Annotated in this window: 14 protein-coding genes and 1 pseudogene; 2 read left to right on the top strand and 13 right to left on the bottom strand. The window is 37.0% G+C overall.

All coding sequences use genetic code 11. The features are described from left to right. Positions 1 to 100 precede the first annotated feature (100 nt). The 3 genes and pseudogenes from MHH64_RS01840 to MHH64_RS01850 form a co-directional block, all read right to left on the bottom strand. On the bottom strand, positions 101 to 2563 hold the full coding sequence (locus tag MHH64_RS01840; protein ID WP_340002575.1) for a restriction endonuclease-like protein: 2463 nt from the start codon (positions 2561 to 2563) through the stop codon (positions 101 to 103). After that, positions 2535 to 5038 (bottom strand): annotated as a pseudogene (locus MHH64_RS01845) (DUF3578 domain-containing protein). The gene MHH64_RS01840 and the pseudogene MHH64_RS01845 overlap by 29 nt, the downstream one beginning before the upstream one ends. A gap of 230 nt (positions 5039 to 5268) precedes the next feature. Continuing rightward, on the bottom strand, positions 5269 to 6786 hold the full coding sequence (locus tag MHH64_RS01850) for a restriction endonuclease (RefSeq protein WP_340002576.1): 1518 nt from the start codon (positions 6784 to 6786) through the stop codon (positions 5269 to 5271). A gap of 506 nt (positions 6787 to 7292) precedes the next feature. Between MHH64_RS01850 and MHH64_RS01855 the strand changes: the two genes are divergently transcribed. Next, positions 7293 to 9233 (top strand): DUF2075 domain-containing protein, encoded by a 1941-nt coding sequence (locus MHH64_RS01855; protein ID WP_340002577.1) that lies wholly within the window; start codon positions 7293 to 7295, stop codon positions 9231 to 9233. Between the two features lie 188 nt (positions 9234 to 9421). On the opposite strand, the gene MHH64_RS01860 is transcribed toward MHH64_RS01855, so the two are convergent. The 8 genes from MHH64_RS01860 to MHH64_RS01895 all read right to left on the bottom strand — a co-directional run bounded on the left by MHH64_RS01860 (position 9422) and on the right by MHH64_RS01895 (position 17567). Continuing rightward, positions 9422 to 10663 carry a YHYH domain-containing protein gene (locus MHH64_RS01860; protein WP_340002578.1) on the bottom strand — a complete coding sequence of 414 codons (1242 nt, stop codon included), beginning with the start codon at positions 10661 to 10663 and terminating at the stop codon, positions 9422 to 9424. 319 nt (positions 10664 to 10982) lie between these two features. Next, entirely contained in the window at positions 10983 to 11777 is a 795-nt protein-coding gene (gene phnX, locus MHH64_RS01865) for a phosphonoacetaldehyde hydrolase (protein ID WP_340002579.1), read from the bottom strand. After that, positions 11774 to 12868 (bottom strand): 2-aminoethylphosphonate--pyruvate transaminase, encoded by a 1095-nt coding sequence (locus tag MHH64_RS01870; RefSeq protein WP_340002580.1) that lies wholly within the window; start codon positions 12866 to 12868, stop codon positions 11774 to 11776. The genes phnX and MHH64_RS01870 overlap by 4 nt, the downstream gene beginning before the upstream one ends. A 28-nt stretch (positions 12869 to 12896) precedes the next feature. Then, positions 12897 to 13739, bottom strand: a complete 843-nt coding sequence (locus MHH64_RS01875) for an ABC transporter permease subunit (protein WP_340002581.1) — start codon at positions 13737 to 13739, stop codon at positions 12897 to 12899. Then, positions 13739 to 14524 (bottom strand): phosphonate ABC transporter, permease protein PhnE, encoded by a 786-nt coding sequence (phnE, locus tag MHH64_RS01880; protein ID WP_340002582.1) that lies wholly within the window; start codon positions 14522 to 14524, stop codon positions 13739 to 13741. The genes MHH64_RS01875 and phnE overlap by 1 nt, the downstream gene beginning before the upstream one ends. A 12-nt stretch (positions 14525 to 14536) precedes the next feature. Continuing rightward, entirely contained in the window at positions 14537 to 15301 is a 765-nt protein-coding gene (gene phnC, locus MHH64_RS01885; RefSeq protein ID WP_340002583.1) for a phosphonate ABC transporter ATP-binding protein, read from the bottom strand. 82 nt (positions 15302 to 15383) lie between these two features. After that, positions 15384 to 16415, bottom strand: coding sequence for a PhnD/SsuA/transferrin family substrate-binding protein (locus MHH64_RS01890; RefSeq protein WP_340002584.1), 1032 nt, complete (start codon positions 16413 to 16415; stop codon positions 15384 to 15386). 18 nt (positions 16416 to 16433) lie between these two features. Next, on the bottom strand, positions 16434 to 17567 hold the full coding sequence (locus MHH64_RS01895) for a phosphonoacetaldehyde reductase (RefSeq protein ID WP_340002585.1): 1134 nt from the start codon (positions 17565 to 17567) through the stop codon (positions 16434 to 16436). Between the two features lie 236 nt (positions 17568 to 17803). Here MHH64_RS01895 and MHH64_RS01900 point away from each other — a divergent pair, with 236 nt between their 5' ends. Further along, positions 17804 to 18577, top strand: coding sequence for a DeoR/GlpR family DNA-binding transcription regulator (locus tag MHH64_RS01900; protein WP_303447084.1), 774 nt, complete (start codon positions 17804 to 17806; stop codon positions 18575 to 18577). Between the two features lie 226 nt (positions 18578 to 18803). On the opposite strand, the gene MHH64_RS01905 is transcribed toward MHH64_RS01900, so the two are convergent. Beyond that, a complete protein-coding gene (locus MHH64_RS01905; RefSeq protein WP_340002586.1) occupies positions 18804 to 20747 on the bottom strand; it encodes an FUSC family protein in 1944 nt (647 codons plus the stop codon). A 317-nt stretch (positions 20748 to 21064) separates the two neighbouring features. Continuing rightward, positions 21065 to 22501: a glycoside hydrolase family 1 protein gene (locus MHH64_RS01910; protein WP_340002587.1), complete on the bottom strand. Its 1437-nt coding sequence runs from the start codon at positions 22499 to 22501 to the stop codon at positions 21065 to 21067. Between the last annotated feature and the right edge of the window lie 3 nt (positions 22502 to 22504).

Raw genomic sequence — 22504 nt, forward strand, 5'->3', positions numbered from 1 at the left:
TCTATATCTCATATGGCGGTTTGATACCTGTGGTTAGGGTTGAGACCAAACTCCAATAGGAACACAATATGAGTATCCCGGGTCATTCAGTGTCCTACAATTATCTAACCTCCATAAATACAGCTAATTTCTTGAACACTTCAGATGGATTATCTCTTAGAGTGTTCAACGGAATCCTATGCTCCTTACCAAGTCGATCCTCCACCATAATATAATCTTTTCTCAAAAATAATTTCATATCTTTTATACTAAAACTTTCCACACTCTTGGCAACATCTAGACTATAATCATCAAGCACATATTTCACCCTATCAGAAAACCTCGCTAGTATCCTCCATAGAGTTCGTTCGTCCTTTGACCTCATGAACAGCTCAGGTAGTTCCTTCGCTTCTAATAAATTATTTAATCCGGTTATAACATAGTTTGAAATCCCATAACCAACTGGTTTAATATTATCTGAGAGAACATTCCATTTATCAACGACATACCAAACTTCATCTCCTACAATCCGAACTTCTTTAATTTCAGCATAGTACGTAACACCGTTGTTCTCCGCTACTTCTCTTGTTGTATATAACGCTATATATTTTGCTTCTTGCCAGTTTTTGTTTAGACGATTCGCTGATATTTTAAAGGTCCGGTCATGCAAAGCAGATTTATATTCCGTTTCATTAGATACCTTAACCACAAGCACTTTTTCTTCAATAGTAGATTCCCATTCACTCAACGTTCCTCTTGGTAGTATACCTTCTTGTTGAATTTCCTCCGGGCTTTTATCAATTAATCGCTCTACAAATTGCTCTACTATACTCGTTGCATTTGGTAGAAATGGTAAACCACCAATGTTTACTTCCTCGATGCTTTTATATAGTTTGTGTTCTTGATATATCTCCTCATTATCCCATGGAAACAATACATACGCGCCAAAAGCTTTTCTTTCAAAAGGGCCTTTTTCGTTCACAACAATGGAATCACGGTATCGATGCATTGTGTTGATATCCTCTTCCATTGGACCTGGTATTCCATGGTAATTCCGGCCATAAGTTGTACCAGCTAAAGCGAAGTCAATGCGGTATTTAGCATCAAAGACATATTGGTATTCATAGTCTTTTCCCTTTTTCTCAATGCTTAACATCGTATCTGGAACTTGTGTAATGGTTGGTAGTTTTCGTTCCCTTTTTTGATAGATGAGTGTAATCTTTTCTTTTGTTTGAGGATGACGATAAACACGTTTAGCCGTAGCATTGGGCTGTAAATTGACAAACAAGCCTCCCCGATTCACTTTAACAATATCTTGATCAACCATCTCATATTTTTTTCCTAAGATTTGTCCTAGTTTAAGGTATGTCCAATATTCGTATAACGTTGCGACATCCTTAACCGACATTTTATAGATATTTCCTTGTAAAGCTAAACCTCTTGAAACTAGCAAATATATCTGGAATGCATCTCTATAGCCAGGTTCCATTTGTAGAACTAAACTCATGACAGAGCGATCTAACTTTCCAATGTTACGCCAAGATTGGTTATTTATCTTTCCTATCAGTTTCAACTTCATCTGACTTAGAGAATTAATTATCTCCACATCAGGTGTAGCATCATATCGGCTGTTTTGTAATGTTTCTATTAAGTCTTCAAGCTTCTCTATTAAACGATTCATCATCCATTTAATAAACCGATTTTCGTGGGTATCGTACGTTAACTCCTTCTTTATATTTAGCCCACTTGTTGGCATAACACTTTTGGCACCTATCGATATACCATCTTTGACTCCTACAAAAAGATGAGGCCTCTTCTTTAAATAATGACGAGCTTTTTGATCCTGCCTACCTAACTGATCACCTCTTACTCTAGTATGAGTAGTCGTAAGCTTATGATGTGGCTGCCTTTCAATTTGGTGAATAGCTTGGAAGAGTTTATCAAAGTGAGACTCTATCAATCGAAGAAACTCACTCCTGGAAGGAGTCCCTTCTAACTTAGCCTTTGCACTAAGATAGGTTTTCTTAATGAAATGATAAGCTAAATTATAGATCTCATCGTTCACTTCCTCTAACAGCTTTTGATAATCTTTTTGATAATCTAATTTTGTTGGAAACACTTCAATTGTTACGGTTAATAATTTGTTATTGGTACACCTAATCTCAAATGTAGAGAGTCCTACTTCATTTCGAAATTGCAAATTTCCCATTAAAACATAGCTATCACCTATGTTTACTTTATCCACTGCATTTCTTAACCCTTGATGTTCATGATAAAAGTATAAATCTTTCGCTCCTTTTGGTGACACGATTAATTGGTACACACCATTTTCAAAAAAAATTGGTCTGTGGCTATACTTTTCTTGTAACTGATTATTATTTATATCAAATACTTGAACAGTTCGGATGCCTTCTCCATGAACGATTAGCCTCATTGAATCATGAAGATCAAGATTTCTATATTGCGCTAACCCTTCAAATTTTTCATGATATGGCTTTCCCTTAATTACTACTGTCATATCATCCGTTTCAATATAAAGTAATTCTACATCAGTTTTAACTGATCCAGAATGAAGTGAAGCCATCTACTAGCCTCCTCCTCATTTCTAATAATTTTTCCGTACTACTTGGATATTTTACATAAGTTAAATCTACTGTTGAATCTACATCTTCGGGAATTTCAAATGCGCAGATTTCAAGCAACCTATTCAAGACCTCACTAACTCTACTATCACTTCCAACGATTCTTGGTAGGATCTTCTGCAAAAGACAATGATCAAATGCTTGGTTAAAATCCATCAATGCTTCCTGCTGGTTATAAGCAAGGTACATACAAATCTCGTCTCTCACACGATATCCAACTTGAGCATGAATTAGTTGCAGTACATCATTAATTTTTACTAATTCTTCTGTTACACGTCTTACAAGATCTGGGTACTCGGCGAAAACATCCTTTAAATGTAGATAGTTTGCTTCTAGTACTTCTTGGTTTAATTTTACTGGATCTTTCTTCTGTACTTCTTCATATAAAAAGTCTAAATGCCCAAGCTGAATACGATCAAATTCTATAGTATTCGCTCTATCTAACACCTTTTTACTGAAAGGATGAGTTGTTTCATCCATATTTACTGTTCCAACTATATAGACATTTGAAGGAAGTGGTAAATTCACTCCTGCTATTTCCTCTGTTAATAGGTTAGATGTGGTAATTCCTCCACCCTTCCATGTGCGACTCTCCATCACACTTAAAATATCACTAAAGTAATATTCCACACGGGCTAAATTCATTTCATCGAGTAACACAATATAAGGCTTGTTCGGATTGTTAAATGCACGCATTATCACTTTCGCTAGGGGCCCTTCTTTGAAATCCCCTTTTATATCCGTATAACCTAATAAGTCAGATCCATCATTCCAATCTGGCCGCACGGGAATGAGCGTAAATTGATTGTTATCCTCCGTTGCACCAATGGATTCTGCAAACCATTGTACGATTTTCGTTTTTCCAGTTCCGGAAATCCCTGATAGAATCACAAATGGCTTTGTTTTTAAGGATAGGATAAGGTTAATTACTTCTGTTTCTTCAAAATAAAATCCTTTTCCTTTAATATATTGATAGGCATGATCTACAGTATCTTTTAACGATAAGGATTTGCCTGTTTCTTCCTCTTCTGTTATTTCTATTTTCCCTAGACTCAAAGCTATGTATTGCTCGTAGTAATTGATCATTCTTTCTAGGTCGTGCTGTAAAGTTTCCTCTGATGGTAGTTCCTTCTCATATAGAATGTATGCAGCTGCTGATAATTCATATTTCTTTGCTAATGTACTACTACCAAGTTCAATCCCATTATCCGTTGAGATATCTGGATCTATGTTTAGATTGCTGCGAATTTCTTCATTAATCCTGGCCATTTCATTTCTAGAAGACTCTGTTACTCCTTGGGCCAATGTTAAATATAGTCGCTCCATATCTTCACTAAACAAATACACAATATAATACCCCCTCTGTGTGGAGGTTGTTATATCTTTATTCATTATGGCCAACCAAGGTACAGCAGCCCAATTACCTTGCCCGACAGAACCCTTAATCTCGTATCTATCATTTGGAATAAAATTTAAACGACCAAACGCAGAGACGAGAGAGTTTCGAACGAGGGATCCCATCATATGACCTGCAATCGGATCACGTTTCGCCATTAAATATTCATTCATAACCTGTTGGAGCAACGGTCTTATTTCTTCTGCCATACTGGATTCAACTCCTCATCCACTAACTTAACACCTTTTAACCACGATACTATATTCCTTGTACGATAATCTGCAACTGACTCAAGCATCAGGTTGTCCCCTCTAGAATTTTGAACAATTTTCATACCTAAGCTTTTCAAAATATTTATCTTCTCATTCTTAGAATACGTATTTAAACCTTTTAGCAATGTATAAATCATAGACAAGTAGGGGCTTGTTAGAATCCGTCGTTGTAAAAAATCCGTTTTATTAATTGTGGTTTGATATTCGTTGATTAGTGAATCGTTTTTTTCAAACTGATCATCTAAAAATCCCAGAAGCCGCAACCCTTGTCTTGCTCTTAGCTTTGTACGTCTCATTCCCTCTTCTTGGATAGTTGAAGATATCTTTTTTGGATGATAAGTTCCTGAGATAATTTCATCCAAAAATTGTATTGTTCCACTTAAGTTCATTTCTGGTAACTGATCAGTCTTGTACTTAATATTCTGCACGGAATCTTGTCCATGTTCTGTGCTCCCCCTAGCAAATGGAAGATTCGTTAGGATTGATAGTATGTAACTTGCCTTTTCTTCGTCATCAATTTCTTCTTTGTGTACTATCTTTCTATCTAATAGTTTGGAGATCTCTGGTCGTACAGAATCATATTTGATTAACTGACTAGTTTCCTTTGCTCCGCCTTTTTCTCTCGATACGTTTGTTTGGACATACAATCCAACTGATTCTTCATTTCTAATCAAACTTGTTGGGTCACTTGGAATCGCTTTTATTTGATATAAAATTTTCAAGAAATCTAATAGCGCACCTTCTAGCAAGCTTACACCCCTAACACATTTAGAAATTCATTCAAAGTATAGCATGTTAAAAGCAAAAATTTCAGTGCCCTTCTACGCTAACTTTATAACACAAAAGGGGACTGATCCTACTTATCCCCCTGTTTTATCTCTGTTATTCCAACCTTAAAATTAATTCAAAAAGTTAATCTTAGATTATTGATTTTTAGAACTTAATTTGTTCACTAACCTCCATTTATTATAGCCTTCTATTAATTATCACTAAGAATTCTCTTAGCTTCTTTCAAATCAATTTTAGCTTTATGACCATGTCTTTGTAATAAATGCAAGAGGTTATTCCCGTTTAATAAAGTTAGAGGCTTCCCTTTAGAAAATTCATAGGCATCCGGTCCATAATCTGCCGTCGAGACTAGAATTCCCTTTGTTGCCCCTTCATTTAAAACCGTACCATATAAATCCCTCACAGCGGAAACTCCAACTACATTCGTATATCTTTTAGCTTGAATAACGATTTTCCCTCCTCGAATTGGATCTGGGTCAAATGCAACTGCATCGACACCGCCATCCCTACTTGCTCTTGTTATTTTAACCTCGCCACCAGATTGGTTAAATTCTTTTTCAAAAAGCTCCCGAATAAGTTGCTCAAAATCCTGCCAATCCATTGCAGCTAAATTTTGTGTATCGTCTAATGTATCAGCAATATCATATGCAGAAACGAATCTTGGATCATCGCGATCTAATTTAATGATAGGAGCTATAGGAGAAAGACTAGATAATTTACTACTACCGACGCCCTTTAAATTTTTAAAGCACAATTTAGGATCAATTTTTGATAAGTTAATTTCCATAAATTCTGACTTTGTTGCTTGTACAGATAAAATACAAGCATTAACCTCTTTTCCAGTTGCTTTATCAATTGAACTTACCCAACCATTAAACACAATGGATTCTATAGCATTAATTTCATCTGCTTCGTATAATTCATGAATCGACCGAAGTGTTATTTGGTAAAGTAAACCGTCATACATCTTATTAAAAGCAGCTTGAGACAAGTGCATTTCTTTAAATTCATCCCTTGATTGGATATATTTTACTTCTTTTAAATTCGGTATATCATCAGGTGATGGCAATACATAGTCGACAATTAATATTTTTGTTTCATTATTAAATTCTATATCAAATTCCTGAGGAAAAGTATCTGGGTAAACCGAATTCGACAGCACCATATCACAATAATCAACAATAGCCGCTGGAACCTCTTTAAAATACATCTCTTTTTCCAGATCGATAGCGTCATTTTTCTCTTTTTGTTGAGCCAGAAATTTTATCTTTTCCTTTTCCCACTCATTTAAATGCGCTTCATATTTCTCTAGTAATTCTTTATTTTTCAGTTCTTTTTCTTTCTTCTCTTCTTCCCATTTTTCGTAATTTATTTGAAACAATTCATTTGCACTTTCGGCTTTTTTCTCTTTTAAAGAACCAAACATCTTATCCAGTATATTAAATTTGGGTTGATATTCTAAGTCACTCTTATTCGGCTCCTTTGAAACTTCTATTACATCAGGTTTCGCAGGCTTCATTACTTCAAATTGTGAGAAGTCTTTTAAGTCCTCCCAATTAATCTTATCGTTAACGTTAAGTGTAAAAGCTAATGTGCTTTCTATTATGTTTAACTGTTCCACAGCTTCTGCTGTTAGTTGTATAGCTAAATTCTTTTTTTCCTCTTTCTCAAATGCTGATTTTTCCCGAGCAGCTTTTTTTGCTTCCATCTCTTGCTTCTTTTCCCACTTTTCTTCCCAGTCTAGCTCTTGCATAATTGCTTTTTGTCGGACTACATGAGGGTCCTTACCTTTTATTTCCCTATATTTATTTAACCCTTCATGTCTTACTTCGATTCGATACATTAAATAAACCCTCCTTTTTTATGAAAGTCTTTTATTATATTGACAAGGAATTATATCTGTATATATTTTAGCAATTATATGTCGTATTATCTAGATTTTAGTCATAGAGTGAATATAGTTGATAGTTTAATTAGTCCCTTTATTTTATATTCATTAATATACTTTTCCTGATATATAACGGCAAATCATATTCTATCAAAGAAGTCAGTGCCTCCATTGCTTAATTCAATATATGAATAACATAAATATATTGGAATAAACTTCGTTAAACATTATCCCAATTCTGTAATAACAAATTGTAAATTTAATGGTAAGATTTATTTATCTGCCAATAAAATAATTACTTATCATATTTAAGGGGACAGTTAAAAATGATTATTTACGAAGCAACGAAGACTGAGTTTATATTCGATGTTATAAATGAGCTATTAGTTGAAAGGTTATATCAATCTTATCAAGAAAAGATTGGAAGAACCTCTAAAAGCGAAATTACTTCATGGGAAAACTCACTTCAACGTATGTGTAACGTTATGCAGGATACAGAAATTCCCTCTGATGCTTCTGTCGCTATTGAATTTAAAATTCCTAATACGTCAAAACGAGTTGACTTCCTTGTAGCTGGTAATGACGGCAGCCAAGATCACGTTGTCATCGTGGAATTGAAACAATGGTCAGAAATAGAATTAATTGAAAGTAAAGATGCTGTTGTCAGCACTTTTGTTGGAGGAGGTAAGCGTTCTGTTACCCATCCTTCTTATCAAGCCTGGTCTTATGCTGCTTTAATAAGAGACTTTAACGAAAATGTCCAAGATCAACATATTGAGCTTAATCCATGTGCTTACTTACATAACTATAGAAAAACCGAGAATGACCCTTTAACAGATAACCACTATAAAGAGCATTTAACAAAAGCTCCAGTTTTTACAAAAGGTGAAATTATAAAGCTACGTAACTTTATTAAGAAATATGTAATTAAAGGAGACAGAAATCGATTAATATATGAAATTGAGCACGGAAGAATACGCCCATCAAAATCATTGCAGGATTCCTTAAGTGGTATGTTAAAAGGTAATACAGAATTTATTATGATAGATGAGCAAAAGGTCTTCTATGAAGAAGCTTTTCAATTAGCGAAAGAGAGTGTGAATAATAAAAAGAAACAAGTAATGATCATTGAGGGAGGACCGGGTACAGGTAAATCTGTAATGGCTGTTAACTTACTTGTAAATGTAATTAATGAGGGTTTAATGGCTTTATATGTCTCTAAAAATTCAGCTCCAAGAGAGGTCTATGCTTCCAAATTAAAGGGGACAATAAGGAAAACTGAGATTGATAACTTGTTTAAAGGATCCGGAAGCTTCACCACTTCCGAATTAAACGAGTTCAATGTCATCATTGTAGATGAAGCTCATCGCTTAAATGAAAAGTCCGGTTTTTATGGAAATCAAGGTGAAAATCAAATTAAAGAGCTAATAAAGGCCTCTAAATTTACAATCTTTTTCATTGACGAAAGACAAAAGGTTACATTAAAGGACATCGGTAGTATTGATTTAATTAAGAGATATGCTGCTGAAGAATTAGATGCTGAATTGATCACAGGCAAGCTATCCTCTCAATTCCGATGTGACGGTTCTGATGCTTACATTGCATGGATCGATGATGTTCTTCAAATTCGTGAAACAGCTAATGCACATGATAATGGGATAGAATATGATTTTCGTGTCTATGATGAACCACATTCTATGTTACGTGAGATCGAAAAGCTTAATCAAACCAATAACAAATCTCGTATTCTAGCAGGATATTGTTGGGAATGGCCGACAAAACAGCGTAAAAACACAAACTTTAAAGATATCATCATTCCTGAACATGACTTCGAAATTAGTTGGAACTTATCAGATAGCATTTGGGCGATTGACCAAGAATCAGTTAACGAAGCTGGCTGTATACACACGTCACAAGGCTTAGAATTTGATTATGTAGGCGTTATTATTGGTTCCGATATCACTTATAGAAATGGTCAAGTAATTACTGACTATAATAAACGTGCTAAAAGTGATCAATCATTAAGAGGAATTAAAAAAATAGCTAAGGAAAATCCTGAAAGAGCTCATGCTATTGCAGACGAAATCATACGAAACACTTATCGTACACTATTGACTCGCGGTCAAAAAGGATGTTTTATATTCTGTGTAGATCCTGAATTAAATAGGTACTTTCAGTCCCGCTTAAATAAAACGGCCAATTACTATAAAGATTTCTCACCAAGTAAATGGGACATGGTTGCCGAGAATAAAAAATTGTATGAGTAAAAATATAAACATGCTGAGTTCGATTACTGCTGAACTTAGCATGTTTATGTAGTTTATTTGTTACTATTTTAATCGATAGAAAGATAAGGTGGGTAAATTTATATACCCAACTCAAGGGCCATGATTAGCGCATCGTACAACTTGGCTTATTTAGTCTAACGGTATACAATATTGACTTTTAATCGGAACTACTCTGGCTTCCTGTGCTTTCTCCTTTTATTGATATAAAAGCCTCCTCCAGATAAAGCAATAATACCAGCACCAATACTACCAAACGTTAACATTTGCTTTTGACTTTCTTCTTTCTTAATCTCTTGTCCTTCATAAAAAAGACTGTCATAAAGAGCAGTAGCGTCTTCATTTACTTCAAATTCCTCTGGTATAAAGTATTCTTTGTTTTTATAACCATTATCGTAGGCTCTTACTTTTATTTCACTTGCGATTTCATTCGAATGGAAGCCCTCTTCATACCACTCCAATAATTCTGCTTGCTCAATTCCTTCTGGAACCTCATAATCTATACTCTTGAATGCTGATAAATAACCACTTTCTATAGTCTCCTCTTTTATTGTTTGCAAGCCATTTTCATAACCTTGCTCAAAGGATGTAATAAAAAGTTTATTAATCTCAACAGTGTCTTTATCAATAAAGTCATAACCTGTACTATATCCTAATTCAAAATGGTTTTCTTCCTCTTCATCTGAACGTTCTTTATATCCTTTTTCATAATGGGATTTGTAAATTTCACTTAATTCTCCATCTTCTTCAATCTCCTTGGGAATAACTAATTCATCTAAAGTATACCCAGATTGATACCCATCCTCCTCTACACTTATGATTTGCTTTTCACGTTGATAAGCTTTTTTATAGGACTCTTGATAAGCTGTATTCCAATCATCTGATTTCGATTCATTATTACTTACTTCATCAGATTCACCTGATCGAGCGGCCTCTTTTCCTTTAGTTCGTCCTTTCTTTTGCCCCTCTTCAGTCTCTTCTTCTTTAATCTTTTTTAGACCTTCTGCATATCCCGCGTCATAACCAGCAGCATAACCGATTCTATATCCCTCATTTTCTTTATCTGTCTTTCCACTCTTTTCATTTCTTTCATATCCATCTTCAAAGCCTTTTTCCCTTCCAGCTTCTGTTCCTTCATCCACATCGGATTGAGTATAACTAGGCTTTGGAGGTGATGGTTTACTATTACTAGAAGAGCTTGAAGAACCACTACTAGAAGAACTTGATGAGCTAGAACTTCCTCCTCCGTTGTGATAATGGTACTCCCCATATTCATACCCCCACTTTTCACAGTTCGTTCTACATGTATGACCACCATTTCCATCAGTCCTGCCAGGATGCGCCAAAATATCAGAAGTATCAAAGGCAGTTACAACAAAAAGAATTACAAATAAGTACATTACTTTCTTCACATTCATTCCCCTTACTAGAAAATATTGGTTAAAAATACATTTTATATCTTTTGACCTATCTAGTAAATAGAATTTTCCTTTACCATTAGTGAAAAATCCCTAAATTCAACAAGTGGAAATAGTAACTATTTGTTTTCACCTAAATTCCATAACACAAATACCGAACTATTATACTTATATATTTTTAAAAATAATGTATGGTAAGAGCATTTTTATACCGGTTATTCAAACCCAAGTCCCTTTCAAACCACCAAACAAAAAAGACCAGTCCCCACCGCTCTCCAAAAACGATAAGGACTGACCCCAAATCCAAACCCGCTTACTCTAAAATAAGCTGATTAATTTGCTCAATTACCCCAGGCAGCTCGCCCATTGATTTGATTGTATAATCTGCGCCATTTCGTATAAAGGTTTGTTCTGTTTTAGCTATAATTTCTTCTTGCTCCACTTCAGACAGCGCATCGAATTCAGCTTCGCTTAGACCCATTTCAGAGCTGCCAATAATAACACCTACAGCCCAAACACCTGCACTGTTCGCCTCTGCAAAATCGGGAATTGTATCCCCTACTTTTACAACGTTCCGAGCTGCTGATAATTTTAATGCTTCCATGTTTCGGTATATCATATAAGGATACGGTCTTCCTAATGAATTTGTTCCATCAGGTGTGATATAAAAATCTGGGCTATAGCCTTTTTTCGCTGCTTCTGGCACAACAACATCCATCATTTTTTGCGTGTAGCCGGAAGTGGAACCAATTTTCAGCCCTTGGCTTTTTAAGCTTTCCACAGTCTCAAGAACCTCTGGCTTCGGGTCGGTATACGTTGCTAATGTTTCCAATAGAGATGATTCAAACGCATTAAATAGGTCCTCTACATCTTGCTCATTAAATGCTCTTTCATATTTCGTTTCCCATAAACCAGAAATTCTCGGCATCTCCAGCATCGCACGAATATGATCAATTTTTAGCAGTCCCATTGGTTCTCTTGCCTCTTCTATTGTCACGTCTATTCCTGCGTTTTTAAAAATATTTACAAATGCATTTACCGGTGCAAAGCATCCGAAATCCACTGTTGTTCCTGCCCAATCAAATATTACGCCTTCAATCTTCTTCATTTTACCACCACTCCCATATATTCTTCGATTACACTGCATAATGTTTCGATATCTTCCTCATGGATTTCTCCAATGTTCCCAATTCGGAATGTATTGACTTCTGTCAGCTTTCCTGGATAAAGCACAAATCCTCTCTCTTTCACATAGAAATAAAAGTCCTCAAACCGAAAGCTGTCATGCGGGAATAGAAACGTTGTAATGATTGGTGATTGCTTTTCATCTGTTATATATGTCTGGAATCCAACCTTCGCTAATTTCTCCCGCAGTAGTTGATTATTATGCTGATAACGATGAGATCTTGCCGGAATCCCTCCTTCTGCTATTAATTCATCAATTGCTTTAGAAAATGCAGCTACAACATGGGTTGGAGATGTGTAACGCCATTTTCCATCCTTGTCCATTTCCTTCCATTGGTCGTACAAATCTAGTGATAAGCTACGAGCATTTCCTTCACACGCTTTAAGCTTATCCAGCCTAGCAATGACAAAGCCAAACCCAGGAACACCTTGGATACATTTATTCGCACTGCTAATTAAATAATCAATACCGAGAGCACGGACATCCATTTCCACTCCAGCAAAACTGCTCATCGCATCGATAATCAGTGTTTTCTCATATACTTTAGCAAGATCAGAGACCATCTCAATTGGATTTAGTATTCCTGTTGTTGTTTCACAATGAACCATGACAATATGTGTAATCTGTGGGTCCTCTTCTAAAATACATCTTAGTTCAGCTTCATCTGGATATGCATTGTATGCAACGCTATATTGCTGGTATTGCAGACCAATAGAATCAGCTATTTTGACAATACGCTCTCCATAAGCACCATTCGTTATGATTAATGCTTTATCCTGCTTTTTCAATGAAGTTATCATCACCGATTCAACTGTGAATGTACCACTTCCTTGCATTAATACAGTTGTATATTCATCAACTGTCACTCCTGCAAGGTCAAGGAGCTGCGTTCTTATTTTTTGGGTAATGTCCTTATAATCTTGATCCCATGTACAGCGATCAAAGAGCATTTCCTCTTTCACTGTAGCTGTTGTTGTTAATGGGCCTGGCGTTAAAAGCTTGTAAGAATTCATGTTTTCTGTATCCTCCTTCATTTATCACTTAATCAGAAGTTGCTGGAAAGAAACGTTTTTTCAAACGAGTTGAAACTACCTCTAATAGAATGGCAACAATGAGAATGGCGTAGGTAATAAAGCCAACCTCCCGCATATCAAAGTAGAAGCTGGAAGCCATAAATAAATCAAATCCAATTCCGCCTGCTCCAGCTGCCGCTCCCATTGCCACAGCTACACCAAAGTTGATTTCAAACCGCAAGAACACCCATGATAATAAATAGGTAAAGGTAGACGGTAAGACACCGCTTTTTACGACATGCCACCAGTTCCCACCAGTTGACCGTACCGCTCCCAAGATTCCCTTATCAACTTCTTCAAATGCTTCCGAAAATGCTTTAACTAAATATGCAATCGAATGAAATAACATACCAAGAACCGCCGCTTCACTTCCCAGCCCTGCGGCAATCGCAAAGATCAACACCCATAATACCGTTGGAACTGCCCGAATAAATGCAACAAATACGCGAATAATTCTAGTTAACCAGACAGGTGCTAGATTTGTTGCAGCCATTAAAGAAAGGAAAAAGGCAATAATGGCGCCAATAATCGTAGCTAAGAATGCTAGACTAAGCGTTATCCCAACTTGATAGATGGCTTCACTTAAACTGAAATGACTTAATGCCGGCTCAAGAAACATCACTTTCAAGTTATACGCTGTTTCCGTAATCGCTGAGCCTAATTCCAGTCCTGCATAGTTAAAGAATAGAAAGGCAATGAATGTCAAAAGGGTTAGAACAACTAATGTGCTCCTTAGGACTCGCTCACCTTTATTACCCGATTTTATATGAATACGGCCGTCTTTCTTTCGCTTTATATAGGTTGCTTCCATTATAGAATCACCTTCCGCACATAATTTGAAATAAGGTCGACAATAATAACGGTAATGACAATACATAATGTCACAAGCGCTACGGCATTATAATTTAACATCTTATAATACATATCAAAGGTATATCCGATTCCTGTCCCTGTTAAGATCCCCACCAATGTAGCATTTCGAATATTGGTTTCTACCATAAATAACACCCAGCTGATCATCTGTGGCAAACTTTGCGGAATAACAGCCTTCCCTACAATTTGGAAATAGGTAGACCCTGTTGCAGTCAATGCTTCAACAGAACTTTGGCTCGCTTCATCAATCGATTCAATAAATGCCCTTGTTAAAAACCCTACTGTCCCAACAAAGAGAGCGAGAAAGCCTGTTACGGAATTTTGCCCAAAGGAAATAAGCAAAACCAACGCCCATGCAACAACTGGGATATTTCTTGATATGGATGCAATAAAACGGGCAAATACACTTAAAAAATTATTTACTTTTGTCACTTTTGAACCGAATACCCCTAAGAAGAGAGAGACAACAGCTGCTATCGTTGTTGCCGCTATCGACATAAATGTGGTTTCAGCTAGCTTTTCCAGAATGGTTGGCAATTTATCGAGCGTTTCCTGGGTCACCATTAGATTCGAAAACATCCAGCCGATAGCTTTAGGGATTGTTGCTAACCCATCTACAAAGTTAAATGATGTAATAGCTGCTGATAAATAGGTTAGAACGATGATGATGAGAAGAAAAATTACTGTCTGCCATCTGTTTTTTCGCATCTTTTTTTCATTCACAGTCATCTCTCCTTACGCTGTTATTAAATCTTCCGTTTTGGATCCGTAAATTTTGTTAATTTGCTCTTCATAAAGTTCATGACTTGTTCCAGTAAATACAATTTCACCTTTATTTAAACCAATGATTCGGTCTGAATAATGCTGCGCCACATCCACTTGATGTAAATTCACTAAACACGTAATGCCCATTTCCGTACTGATTGATTTTAAAAGATCCATGATAACCTTAGAAGAATTCGGATCCAGTGAAGCAATCGGTTCATCACACAGGATAAGTTTTGGTTCTTGAATAAGCGCTCTGCATATCCCTACACGTTGCTGCTGACCACCACTTAATTGGTCACATCGCTTATATGCATGTTCATGAATTCCCAACTTTTCCAACAGGTAAAAGGCACGTTCTTTTTCTTCTTCTGTGTATCTTCCTAACAGTCCCTGCAGTGTTGTTTTATAACCAAATCGGCCATGCAGTACATTCTCAATCACTGTCAAACGAGGCACGAGATTATAGTGCTGAAACACCATCCCAATATTCGCTCGTAAATTGCGTAATTCTTTTTTATTTAAACTTCCAACATCATGATTGTTAAACATAATCTTTCCTTCATTAAATTCAACCATTCGATTAATACAACGCAGCATGGTAGATTTACCAGCACCAGACGGACCTATGATAGAAACTAGCTCTCCTGCTTTGATTTCAAAATGAATATTCTTTAATATTTGTTTGTCGGCTGTATATGATTTTCCTAATCCTTCTACTTTTAACAATGACATGTGTATTGACTCCTTTTTAGAGCTTATTAAGTAAGATTACGCATCGTAAGTACACGCTTCCTGGTTTCGTTTCCCTCTACTATTATTTCGAAATTTCGCGAATTGGATCATACCATTCATCTTCCACTGGCAACAGTCTTTCTTTATCACTTTTAGAGAATAAAGCGCTCTGTTCTGAATCCTCAGGTGCAAAGATTTTCTCATTATTTGCTACTTCATCTGAAGTTAAGAGCTCTTGAATTTTATCAAAATCCGCTTGTCCGATGACATCCATATTCACAACAAATGGTTCATTTAATACTGGGTCAGAGCTCATTAATGCAAATTCTTTGCCTGTAACTGAATTGAAGGGTTCCGCTGCATTTTCTTTCACGCGATAAACAGCTCCAACTGTATTTTCCTCTCCTTCAGAAAGCTCCACATACTCTTCCACACATGTATCACAGAATGCCGCAACATCTGCATTACCCGTTAATAAATTAACTGCGGAACCTTGGTGAGAGTTGCCAAATAATACTTGGGAAAACAATGGCCCGCTTCCCATTAAATCCTCTTCCGTTAAATCTGCATATGCTTCTTGTTGCGAGAAATGTTCAATAATACTGGATGATGGAACTTTAAACCCGGATGTTGAACTATTTGATACGAATGAAAATCTTGTATCTGCAATCGTATCAAGGGAGAATTCCCCGTTTTCTTTAAACTTGTCTTGCTCGTCCACATTTACCGCTAACCAGCTGTAGTATTTCGCATCATCCAATGTTCCGGATTCACCCGATTTTACGGCTAGCGTTTGAACTGCATCATTTCTGTTATTTGCTTCTACATATCCTTGTGAACCCATGAATGCAAGGTCTGCATTGTTGTTGACTAACGTTTCAATCGCAATCGAGTAGTCCGTCGTTAATTGATGTTCTACCTCTTTACCTGTAGCCTCTGAAATAAGTCTTCCAATTTCATCACGAGATGATTTCAAATCATTACCAGACTCGTTCGGATACCAAACAATTTTAATCACATCATCTACTGACGCAGTACTGCTGTTACCGCCACCACAAGCCGTTAACAAAGCTGTGAACACGAAGAGCATTATCAATAAAAATTTCGTTTTCATATTTTACACTCCTTATCCTTAATAAATAGATCGTAATATGTTTTTGACATCTTCCTGCGTTAAAGCAACTGGGTTATTATCCATTCGCCCCTTTGTAAAGGCGTTTGCGGCAACTTTCTCGATTATTTCTTCATTCGCATTGTAATCCCTGAGCTTGCTTGAAGAATCTGCTAGCTGATGGAAATGCTCGATAAGACCTTGAACTTCACTGCAGCTTCCTACCCCAAATGCCTGGAGCAACTTATCGTTTTCAATAATCGAGTCAAAATTGATTTTCATCACTTTAGCCAATGTAATGCTTGCTGCTATTCCATGAACCATTCCAAGTTCCAGTGTCAGAGGATAGGATATCGAATGACATGCAGTCGTCCTAGTGTTACTAAATGCTAGTCCTGCGTACAAGCTGCCCAAAGCCATTTCATTTCTATATGTAAATTCATCGGGCTGATTTATTACCTTTTCAAAGTTGTCAACAATACGATTGATCGCTTCTAATGCATAGATTCTTGAAATTTCATTGGAGCTTTTTGACCAATAAGCCTCTGTTGCATGACATAAAGCATCTAAAGCAGTTGAAGCCGTTAATCCTTTTGGTAATGTTACAGTTAGTTTTGGATCAATGATCGCTGCATAAGCATATAAGTGTTCACTATCAACTGACATTTTCACTCCGTTAGCACGATCCCAAATCGTTGCCCAGCACGTAACCTCAGAACCCGTACCTGAGGTTGTAGGAATGCCAATCCATGGTACGACGCTTTGATTTTCTGCATATTGCTTTTGTTCAATCATGGTACGTAATGCAGAGACAGACTCTATTTTCATATCCTTTAAAGCAGCCAATGATTTCGAAAGATCAAGAACACTGCCTCCTCCAATTCCTACGATGCACTGATATTCAACGTTCTCAATTTGCTTATAGTAATGAAACAAGTCTTCCACATCCGGATTGGATATGTTCACTTCTATCTGTTTTACTTCATAATTCTCAAGGTATTTATAGAGATTACGTCCAGCGGCAATTTCTGATAAGTCGCCTCCTCGATGTAAAAGGACAATCTTGCTGATTTGAGGTTTGATGGTATGGAGCACCTCTTCAATGACATCTATAGTATCTATTTTAATGTTGACAGGATTGTAATAGTTTCCCATTATGCTATTTCCTCTCTTTGTTGGTATTTTTCTTTGCGGTACAATGCAAGATTAATCGGTATTTTGCTGTTTTTCAAGTGCTTTTACAGTTTATTTACATAACATTAACGCTTTTTACAAAGAATACGCGCAGTTTTTACTTTACAAAATGCCCTTATTTGCATTATTTTGCTTTTTTATAATGTATGTTATGATTTACATACATGAAATATAGAGGCAGATGGGAGAGCTGGATGATGTTACAGGAGCAAAGACATCAAATGATTGAATCCTTTTTAAAGCAGCAAAAAGCTGTAAAAGCTTCAGAGCTTGCTACTTTATTAGATATCTCTATTGATACGGTACGAAGGGATCTAGAGGTTCTTGAGAAAAAAGGAGTCGTAAAACGAGTACATGGCGGGGCTGTATTAACTCAAAAAAGTGATAATGCACTAAACAGGCTTTTTAATGAAAGAGAAGTCAAAAATCGAGAAAAGAAACAAGAAGCTGCTTTCGTAGCGATTGAATTAATTGAAGAAGGACAGGCAATTGCTCTAAACGGCGGGACAACGACGATTGAAATTGCGAAGGTACTTGTTAACAAATTTAAGCGATTAACGATTATTACAAACGATCTTCGGATTTTATCTATTCTTGGGGAAAATAAAAACTTCAACGTTATCCTCACGGGCGGCTTTTTTAATCCAGAGGAATACACGTTATATGGGAAACAATGCGAAGAAATCCTTTCTAATTTTAATATTGATATTGCTTTTATTACGGTAAACGGATTATCGCTTGAACATGGTTTAACAGATTTCAGAATGCACGAAGTAGGCGTTATTCAATCCATTATCTCACGCTCAAAGCATAAAGTAGTTGTTGCGGATGCATCAAAGTTTGAGACATCTTCTTACATCAATGTATGTCCACTAAAGGATATTGATCTAATTGTTACGGATAGCTCACTTCCATCTGATATCGTGGAGCAATATAGTCAACAGGATATTCGGATTCTTTCTCCACACTAATCAGAAATGATGGGGAAATGCCGGTTAGCAGCAATGAAATGAAAAGCTCAAATAGGCTCGTTTCTAATAGGATAGATATTTAACCGTATATTAACCTATGATGGGAAATTACTGTCACTGTTTCATGATCTATTCCTTTACAGCAAGGTACGCGACAATTTCTGATATAAACGGTTTAGAGTCAAAGGCAGAATTTGTCGCGTTCGACTAATTAAATAGAGTATCTCTACGCCAAACCACTTCCAACCTGCATCGCCACCTGCAAATCCCCAATCTCCTTCTGAATCTGCGGAAAGCCTGGAATCTCCGGAATACGCCGAGTCTCTGGAGACTCCATTTGTTTCGCTGATTTCGCCATCATTTCAAAAACAAGCATCAGCTGTGCTAAATCATCATCTTTAAGAATGGGTAGATCTTGCTTTCTTGATGCAGCTTCTAATAAAAAGCCTAACTGCTCAATCGAGAAAATAACAGACCATAATTGCTCTAAAGCTTTTTGATTACGTGGGATTTCTCCTAAAGCTGTACGATAAACAAGACTTAAATTCTTCAAGTTGGTGTGCATTTTCTTTGTTTCACTACTGCTCGTAATATCCACATCGTCCCTCGTTCCAGAAAACATGAAAGCCATCAATTGCATCTGGCTGCGGATTGTTTTAGCAATTAAATGCGGAAGACGGCTGGATGCCGATTTTCTGCCGATAAAGAATATGCCAATAAGTCCAATCGCACAACCGATTAGAATATCTGTAATTCTTGCTGTCGCAAAGAAACGTAAATCATAGATCTGGGACGTGTTTTCTGCCATGAATATTGCATTTGGTGTAATGAAACTTACGGCAATCGCATAATTCCTTGGGATAAATAGCTCCGTCAAGAAAGTGAGCAGCCAAATAATCAAAATGATATAGATGCCATCTGGATGGGTGGAAAGAACGAGAGCCGCAATCAGGACACCGACAATGGTTCCAAATGACCTTTGGATGGCACGGTGAAATGTTGTGATAATAGTTGAACCTAACATAACAGCGCCACATGATAATACAATCCAATAAGAACGGTCAAATTCAAATGAAAAAGCTATGAGGGCTGCAATAAACAGGATAAAGCCATAACGAATCGCAGAAATAAAGACGAAGGAATTTTTATGAAAGCTTCCTGCTAGGGTCTCTTTCAACGAACGCCTTGGAACACGGATTTCTTCCTCTAATCGTAATCGCTCATCGTCTCCATTTAAAATAAGCACTGCTTCATTTACCATCTTTTCTAAACGAAGGTTGGTTTCCTTATCCATTTCATTCATGAACGGCATTGGTTCACCCGAATGTTTGTCCATTTTATTCGCCAATGTGCGAAGCATTTGGGCAATTGCGGATAGTTGCTTTTTATCAGGTATTGCATAGAATTCGATAATCTCCGCATAAATTAGATTTGCTTGCTCATATAAATAGTGAAGTTTTCTAAATTCAGCCGAATTCTGCCAGGAAATATACGCTCTGGATAACGTATCTCCAGTATCTTTTAGCGTTTGCAGGGCTCTTTGTCTTTCTTTACTAAACTCAGCTGTCCCTATCACATCGATTAAAGATCCCAGCTCCATATACACACGCTTGATGGCATTTCTCTCTGGACCATGGGGATTGATAAACCAGCCGCTCATTGCAAGAACCCACGCGAAAGCACCACCTAATAAAGTAAGCCCTGATCGCATTGGTGCTAGGGAAGGGTCAATCGGCATTGCTGATGTGATGGTGAAGACTAACACAAAGAATATTGCCGCAGGTCCTGGAATTTTCAAAGCCCCAAATAAAAAGGTAAACAGAAAACCAAGTACACCAGTCATCAATGAGAATATAAAGGGGTAAGGTGCGAGCAGCATTCCTAGACCGATTGATAGCGAGAGACCAATCATGACAAAAAATAACTTCTTCGCCCGCTCTGCATACGGTTCATTAAACATATACAGGTATGTAAAACCGCCAATTCCAGCTGCAAGACCGGATTGTAAGTCGCCAAGCATTAGTCCTATCCATGCGGGAAACGCGGCACTGACACCAGCAAGAATTGCTTTATTCCATGGCAAGGGATTTCTTTTAATTTCAAATGCCTGGATTAATGTTTTTAGGAATGTTGAATCTGTAAAAGTTGTATGTTTGTTTCTTTTCCCCATCCCAGACACTCTCCTTTGAATTACCGTCAATCTATGTTAATCATTACACAATCGAATGTAAGGTATGATTCTAGTATAGGATAAATACAACAGATTTATAAAATAAAACTTTTCGGCGTCCAAAGTTGAATATGTTCATAAAAGAATAGGATTTGAAAATTTATGCTAACTTTTATCGTCCACATAAAATAAAAACACAACATAATTAAAAATATGTTGTGTTTAAATGATAACAATAGAAAGCAGAAGGACTGCCCACCCGCTCCCCCTAGTTTAAAGGGTTGCAATAGGCCAGCCCCCGTATTTATTAGATCCAATTACAGTTTGCTTCCATTCGTCTCAATGACTTCTTTATACCAATCATAACTTTTCTTTTTGATGCGGCGCAGATCATGGTTACCTTCTTCATGTTGATTAACATAGACAAATCCGTAGCGTTTTTGGAAGCCATTCAGCCAGCTTAACAGGTCTGTGAACGACCATGTACAGTAGCCGAGTATGTCTGCTCCATCGCTAATAGCTTCTTGTATCGCTTTTACATGTACGTGAAGATAATGAATACGATAGTCATCGTTAATGACATCACCATCCTCGAGCTTATCATATTCTCCTAAGCCATTTTCACTGATTAAAATTGGTAATTGATATCGATTTGTGATGCGGCGCAGGGCGATTCGCAGTCCATTTGGATCGATATTCCAATCCCAGTTTGTTCTTTCGAGATTTTCATTTTGAACGGTTTTATAAAGACCTGGTACACCTGTATCTTGTGTCGTGCCTTTCTTTCCGGATGTATTCATTTTCCCTTCAGATACACCGTCTAATGGATTCTTCTCAAAAGTAGTGGTTTGGTAATAGTTCAATCCCATAAAATCGGGTTTTGCTTCTTGTAATAATGCAGCGTCACCACTTTCGAATGTTGGAGCCAAGCCTTTTCCTTCTAAGTATTTCCAAGCAACCAGAGGATACATCCCCCATGCATAGACGTCCAGCCACCAATGCGCATTTAACTCTTCTGCATTTTCCGCGGAAAGGATATCCTCCGGTTTTGAGGATGCTGCATAAGAAGGAGAATACGCAAAGCTTGGACCTATCTTTCCATCCGGTACATATTTACGGAACTCTTTGATTGCACTTGCATTTGCGAGATTGGCATGATGGTTAACTTGATAGAAGAGCTTCTCATCCTTTACTCCCGGAGGATGAAGGGCCGTTCTATATCCGAAACTAGTGAAAATATTTTGCTCATTCAAGCTTACCCAATATTTAACACGATCGCCAAAATGCTTGAATAAAGTAACCGAATAATTGGTAAAGTCCTCGACAATCTCACGGGATTCCCAACCACCGTATTCATCTTGAAGCGCCTGTGGCAAATCCCAATGATAAATGGTTAAAATCGGTTCAATTTTGTTTTTAATCAGTTCATCAATTAAATCACTATAGAATTGGATGCCCTTTTCGTTTACTTCACCTTTCCCCTCAGGAAAAATACGGGACCATGCAACAGAAAATCGATACGCTTCCAAGCCCATTTCGGCCATAAGGCGAACATCTTCTTTATAACGATGGTAATGATCGACTGCTGTATCACCTGTTGTCCCTTTAAAGGTTTTGCCCGGAATCCGAACAAATTGGTCCCAGTTGGAAGGTCCCTTTCCATCCTCGTCCCATGCACCTTCTACTTGATAGGCAGCAGAAGCAGATCCCCACATGAATTTACTTGGAAAAGGTTCTAATTTTTTGTGTATCATCTT

This window comes from Oceanobacillus sp. FSL K6-0127 (assembly GCF_037983385.1).
Taxonomy (GTDB): Bacteria; Bacillota; Bacilli; order Bacillales; family Amphibacillaceae; genus Oceanobacillus; species Oceanobacillus profundus.